The organism is Actinomycetota bacterium, from assembly GCA_005774595.1.
Taxonomy (GTDB): domain Bacteria; phylum Actinomycetota; class Coriobacteriia; order Anaerosomatales; family D1FN1-002; genus D1FN1-002.
In genome coordinates this window covers 1-6211 of record VAUM01000100.1, presented here as the reverse complement: position 1 = coordinate 6211, position 6211 = coordinate 1, and the positions used below count along the sequence as shown (strand labels likewise).

4 protein-coding genes are annotated in these 6211 nt (G+C 70.5%); all 4 read left to right on the top strand.

Going from position 1 to position 6211, the window contains the following annotated elements; all coding sequences use genetic code 11:
• The first annotated feature begins 1443 nt into the window (after positions 1–1443).
• The 4 genes from FDZ70_05420 (at position 1444) to FDZ70_05405 (ending at position 6081) form a co-directional block, all read left to right on the top strand.
• Positions 1444–1983, top strand: coding sequence for a hypothetical protein (locus tag FDZ70_05420; GenBank protein TLM77480.1), 540 nt, complete (start codon positions 1444–1446; stop codon positions 1981–1983).
• A 156-nt stretch (positions 1984–2139) separates the two neighbouring features.
• Positions 2140–3924, top strand: a complete 1785-nt coding sequence (locus FDZ70_05415) for a TIGR04190 family B12-binding domain/radical SAM domain protein (protein ID TLM77479.1) — start codon at positions 2140–2142, stop codon at positions 3922–3924.
• On the top strand, positions 3925–4656 hold the full coding sequence (ubiE, locus tag FDZ70_05410; GenBank protein TLM77478.1) for a bifunctional demethylmenaquinone methyltransferase/2-methoxy-6-polyprenyl-1,4-benzoquinol methylase UbiE: 732 nt from the start codon (positions 3925–3927) through the stop codon (positions 4654–4656).
• Between the two features lie 75 nt (positions 4657–4731).
• A complete protein-coding gene (locus FDZ70_05405; GenBank protein TLM77477.1) occupies positions 4732–6081 on the top strand; it encodes an amidohydrolase in 1350 nt (449 codons plus the stop codon).
• Positions 6082–6211: the final 130 nt, after the last annotated feature.

Sequence of the window (6211 nt, the reverse complement as noted above, 5' to 3'; positions counted from 1 at the left end):
GTCGCTGCCGTCCGCCGTGACCGACACGCTCACCGTCGAGTGGTCGATCTCGCCGCACTACGGCGTGAAGACCGGCCAAGGTGCCACGTCGTACTGCCGCGTGTGCCACCTGCCGCACAGCGCCGACACCACCTCCTCGATGCTGCGCGGGGACGAGGTCAGGGCCGGCGAGGCGGGGGCGTGCCTCCGGTGCCACGACGGCTCCGGCGCGCTGGCGAACGTGGCGTCCGGGCCCTCGGACTCGTTCGGGCTGGTCAGCGGGCACACGGTGGAGGGTGCGATCGCCGCCACCGGGACGGACCTCACGAACACCTGCGGCGACTGTCACCACCTGCACGCGAACGCGGCGTCGCAGTCGGCGCTGCGGCCGAAGGTCATCACCGGGGATGTCATCGGCACGGTGACCGTCGATCCGGGCGCCAACGGCTGGTGTCTTGCGTGCCACGACGCCCAGGGCAGCTGGTACGTGCAGAAGTACCGCGCCCCGTACCCGGCGCGCGCCGTCGCCACCCGCGACGGCCAGGGGTATCCGCTGTTCGGTTCGTTCCCGGGCCCGGCGGTCTACCGCGACCCGGGCGCCAACGAGCACGCGGCCATCCCGTCGTCGACGGAGTTCGGCCTCGCGCAGGGCGACTGCCTGTTCTGCCATGCGGCGCACCGCGGCGTCTCGCGCTACGACGGCCTGCGAGCCGTGTACCGGCCGACCGACGCGAGCACGCTCGTCGACGACCAGCAGACCGGCGCGTACGCGGCGCTGTGCTTCATCTGCCACGGCGGCACGCGTCCTTCGTACCTCGCCACCTTGCCGATCGACATCAAGCGCTACGTGACGTCCGGCAGCCGCAACGCCGGCCACCGGATCATCACGGAGGGCGCGGCCATGCCGTTCGGGTCGCCTCTGCCGTGCTACGACTGCCACAACCCCCACGGCTCCGGCGCTTCCGCGTTCGGTCTCGAGGTGCTCACCGCGACCGGCCCGAACACGCCGATCGTGGTCGGCGACGTTCCGGGCGAGATCGTCATGGGCGCCGGCGCGACCCCGCACGACGTGCGCAACTTCTGCCTGTCGTGCCACACGACCTCGGACACGGGCGCGGGCTGGGACGGCAGCGCCATGGCGCCGGTCGAGGCGGGCGCCCGTGTGGAGGGCGTCGACCGCGTGTCGTTCGAGGGCGTCCTGCGCCTGCCCGAGCACGAGTCGCACACCGAGGCGGACGCGCGGGCCTGCACACAGTGCCACGGGGGCTCGTACGAGACGATCGACTCGTTCAACGTGCACAATCCGAACCCCGGCCAGCCGGACGGGACGGCCACGTGCGACACCTGCCACGAGGCCGCGCCGCCGGCGCCGTCGACATCGGGTGAGCCGGGCGGCGAGCCCGAGACCGGCGCCGTGACCGGTGAGAGCTCCGTGCCGAGCGGGACGGGCGAGCAGGCGCCGTAGTGGACGAGTCCGAGACCCGCACCGACGACCTCGTCATCCCTGACGAGGCCACTGAGCCCGGTGCGGCTGCGGTGCGCGGCCGCGTCCTGCTCTACGCGGCGCTCGCCGCCGTGGCCGTCGCCGCGATCGGGCTCGGCTCGTGGGCCGTCCTGCAGGCGCCGCTGTGGCCCGCCTACTCGCATCCGGCCGCGACGGCGGTGGGCAAGGTGCTGCACGTGCGCTCGCGCCTTTCGACCGACGCCGCGGACTACGCGCCCTACGTGCTCGACTCGGCCGTGGCCACCGCGCTGGCGGACGACTCGGCCGGCAAGCGCGCGGGTGACAGCTCGGCGATCCCGGACTGGAAGCGGCCGTACGTGAGCATGGAGACCTCGGCGGGCGCGGTCGACGTGATCGTCGTGTGGAAGCGCTCCTCGGTGCAGACGTCATGGCCGGAGGCCAACCGGTTCAAGATGGTGCTCGACGGCGGCACGTGGAAGATGTCGGACGCCGAGACGCTCGACGAGCTGTCCGTACCGGAGCCGATGCGCCGCAGGTGACCCTGCGACAGGCGTCCGGCCGGCGGTGCGTCGGCGGGGCTCCGAAGCAGGAGATACGCCGTCCGCGCCGAATCTCGGGGCGACGCAACGAGTACCCGTCGCCGCGGCATGCCGGCTGTGGCGCGAGGACCCAAGGGCTGACGGAGGCCTCGCCTGATGTCCAAGACCGATCTGGTGCTGCTCCACGCACCGAGCGTGTACGACTTCAGAGAGCGCTCCATCATGTTCGGGCCCGTGTCCGACATGGTGCCGTCGACACCCGTCTTCGAGATGTACCCGCTCGGCTTCACCACGATGGCCGAGTATCTCGAGCGGCACGGATGCCGCGTGCGCATCGTCAACCTCGCGGTGCTGATGCTCAACCGGCCGAGGTTCGACGTCGAGCGCGCGATCCACGGCATGGACCCGGCTGTGTTCGGCATCGACCTGCACTGGCTGCCGCACGCGCACGGGGCCGTCGAGATCGCGCGGCTGTGCAAGAAGCACCACCCGGACACGCCCGTGGTGTTCGGCGGCCTGTCGTCGTCGTACTTCCACGAGGAGCTCGCGTCGTATCCGTGCGTGGACTACGTCCTTCGCGGGGACTCGACCGAGGAGCCGCTCCTGCGTCTCGTGCGCGCGCTGAAGGCGGGCGGCTCGGTCGCCGACATCCCGAACCTGACTTGGAAGGACGCGTCGGGGGCGGTCCGCGTCAACGTGCTGGACTGGGTGCCCTCGGACATGGACGCCATCTCGCTCGACTACTCGTACAACTTCCGCGCCGTCATCCGCGAGCGCGACATGATGTCCTTCGTGCCGTTCAAGGACTGGCTCCAGTACCCGGTGTGCGCCTCGCTCACCTGTCGCGGGTGCACGCACGACTGCGCGACCTGCGGCGGCAGTGCGTACTCGTTCCGCGAGCACTTCGGGCGCGACCGTGTGGCGTTCCGCGACCCCGAACTGCTCGTCCGCGACATCGCCAACATCCAGCGCTACATCCCCGGTCCGATCTTCGTGCTCAACGATTTCCTGCAGGCGGGGCGCGACTACACGAAAACGTTCGTCGAGGGGCTCTCGCGCATCGGCCTGAAGAACCCCATCGCGTTCGAGTTCTTCAAGCCGCCGTGCGGCGACTTCTACGAGTTCCTCGACGCGCACCTGCCCGACTGGTCGGTCGAGATCTCGGTCGAGAGCCACGATGACGGCGTGCGGTCGAGGTTCGGCAAGCACCACTACACGATGGCGCAGGTCGAGGACTCGATCGCCTCGGCGATGAAGCACGGCTGCTCCCGGTTCGACCTGTACTTCATGACCGGCATCCCCGGGCAGAGCGGCGAGTCCGTGCTCGAGACGCCGGACTACGTGCGCGGCCTGTACGAGCGGCTCGGCAACGACCCGCGCCTGCTCGCGTTCATCTCGCCGATGGCGCCGTTCCTCGACCCCGGCTCGCTCGCGTTCGACCGTCCCGAGGAGTACGGCTACCGGCGGCGGGCGACCACCCTCGAGGAGCACCGCCAGCTGCTGCTCCAGCCGTCATGGAAGCACATCATGAACTACGAGTCCGAGGCGATGGGGCCCGACGAGATGGTGGAGGCCACGTACCTGGCGGCCATGGGCATCAACGAGGTCAAGACGTCGATCGGTGTGATCGACGCCGCCGCGGCCGCCGAGACCAACGAGCGGATCGCCCGGGCGCGCGCGACGATGGACCGGATCGACGCGGCCATGGCGGTCTCCGACCTCGAGACGCGGGGCGCGCGCCTCGCCGACCTGAAGCGCGAGGTCGAGCAGCTCAACGAGTCGACCGTCTGCCGCAAGGCGGAGCTCAACTGGCCGGCGCGGACCGCACTGTCGCACGTGCTGAACGCCGCCGGTTTGTGGCTCCGGGAGAACCTCGCTATGCTCTTCGGGCTCCGCCGTCCGGCGGTGGTGGCCGCCAAGATCGAGAACCAGGAGGCGTAGATGCCCGAAGACCGGTCGAGCGGCCCCACGCCGGGGCAGGCGACGACCGAGCGCGTGCGAGGCATCTTCTCCGGCATCGCGGCGGACTACGATCGCCTCAACGCGGTCCTCTCGCTCGGCATCGACGAGCTGTGGCGCCGGCGTGTCGTTCGCATGGCGCAGGTCGATTCGGACAGCCGGGTGCTCGACCTGTGCTGCGGGACGGGCGACCTCGCGCTCACGATGGCGCGGCGCGGCCGGCCCGCGGAGGTGCTGGCCACCGACTTCGTGCCGGAGATGATGGAGATCGCCGAGCAGAAGGTGAGGCGTGACCCTCCGCCGGTCCCCGTGCGCTTCGCCGTGGCCGACGCGCAGTCGCTGCCCTTCGACGACGAGCAGTTCGACGTGGTCACGGTGGGGTTCGGCGTGAGGAACCTGCCGGACCGCGCGGCGAACTTCCGCGAGGCGTACCGCGTGCTCAAGCCCGGCGGGCGCTATCTCATCCTGGAGATGTCCCGGCCGCCGTTCGTGCCGTTCCGAGTCGCCTACCACTGGTACCTGCGCCACGTTGTGCCGTGGGTCGGCGGCGCAGTGTCGGGCGACAAGAAGGCGTACCGCTACCTGAGTGACTCGATCCTCGAGTTCCCGACCCAGATGGCGCTCTCGGCCGAGCTGCACGCCGCCGGTTTCGAGACGGTGCGCTACCGGAACCTGACCGGCGGCATCGTGGCGGTGCACGTCGGCATCAGGTGACGGGCGCGCACGCGGCGCACGCGGTACCATGTGAGCCACATTCCCGCCTCGTCTTCGGAAGGCTGACCCCAGGCGATGATCCTCACCGCGCGCTACGTGCTCCCCATCTCCGGCCCGCACATCGAGCACGGCGCCGTGCTCGTTCGCGGGACGCGGATCGCCGAGGTCGGCACGCTCGACGAGCTGCGCGCCCGCCATCCGGGCGAGGAGGTCCGCGACTTCGGGCAGTCGGCGCTCATGCCCGGCTTCGTGGACTGCCACACGCACATGGAGTTCACCGTCTTCCGCGGGCTGGTGACCGACTCGCCCTACACCCAGTGGAAGATGCGGCTGCTGGCGCTGCAGGAGCGGCTCGACGTGGCCGACTGGGAGGACTCGGCGCGCCTCGGCGCACTCGAGGCGGTGCGCAGCGGGATCACCACGGTCGCCGACATCACGCCGTCGGGCGCGTCCGCGCGGGCCGCCGCCGAGGCCGGTCTGCGCGGCGTGGTCTACCGCGAGGTCGCCACGATGCGCAAGCGCGACGTGCCCGACGTGCTCGCGCGCGCCTCGGAGGACATCGCCGCGTGGAACGAGATCGACTCCCGCGGGCTGCTCACGATCGGCATCGCCCCGCATTCGCCGTACGCGTGCCATCCCGAGCTGTTCGGCCGTGTCGCCGAGAAGGCGACCGCCGAGGGGCTGAAGGTCGCGACCCACCTCGCCGGCTCGCGCGACGAGTACGACTTCGTGAAGTACGGCTCATCGGCCATCGCCACGGACTTCGAGGACAAGACGAGCTGGACCGAGGCGGGCTGGCTGCCGACGGGCGTCTCTCCGGTGCGCTACCTGCTGAACTGGGGCTTCTTCGATGCGCCCGAGATCCTGGCCGTGCACTGCGTGCAGGTCGACGACGACGACATCGCCATCCTCGCGCAATGCGGCGTGTCGGTCGCATATTGCGCGCGCTGCAACGCCCGGCTCGCGATGGGGGTCGCGCCGCTGCGCGAGTTCACGCGCAACCGGCTGATGCTCGGGCTGGGCACCGACTCGCCGGCGAGCAGCCCGACGATGGACTTCTTCGACGAGATGCGGTTCGGGCTGATGCTCCAGCGTGCCGTCTCCGGCGAGCCGGGCTTCTTCACGGCGCGCACGTTCATGCGGCTCGCGACGGTCTGGGGCGCGCGCGCACTCGGCTTGGGTGAGCAGGTCGGCACGCTCGAGGAGGGCAAGGAGGCCGACATCATCGCGGTCGACCTGTCGCGCAGTCACCAGGTCCCGACCGAGGACCCGTATGCCGCCCTCGTGCACACGTCGCACCAGGACAACGTGCTCATGACGATGGTGGCAGGCAAGATGCTGTACGACGCGGGAGCGTGGACCACGCTCGATCCCGCCGCGCTGCTGGCACGCGCCGTCCCGATCCGCGCCAAGCTGAGAGGGTAGTCCTGCGATGGCGGAGACCGGCACCGTCGTCGCCGTCCGCGACGGCGTGGTGGACGTGCGCATCGTCAAGACCGCAGCCTGCGAGAACTGCACGGCGTGTTCCGTCGTCGAAGACGACATGATGCTGCGC